Here is a 255-nt window from a genome sequence, read left to right as displayed (position 1 = left end):
TTTTCCTACATTTTTTATATACTCTTCTTATCCCCTATAGAATTGGAGTGGAATAGGAATGAGAAGAGATATCAGAGAAGGAGTGAAAAAACATATGATTGATGGCATAAAGCCCAATTATACTGCGCTAGCGGAACAATACGGATGTGACTATCGTACGGTTAAAGCAGCGTATGAAGAAGCGTTACAAGGTAATAAACCTAAAACAAGGAGGACATATCCGAGTAAATTAGATTCATTCAAACAAATCATAGA

1 pseudogene is annotated in these 255 nt (G+C 35.7%); it reads left to right on the top strand.

Going from position 1 to position 255, the window contains the following annotated elements:
* Positions 1-58: 58 nt before the first annotated feature.
* Positions 59-255: pseudogene (locus ACYQ2O_RS13605) on the top strand (IS21 family transposase); the annotation flags it as partial.

This window comes from Alkalibacterium sp. m-11, from assembly GCF_054658155.1.
The sequence above is the reverse complement of the archived record's forward strand: the minus strand, read 5'-3'. Positions and strand labels throughout refer to the sequence as shown.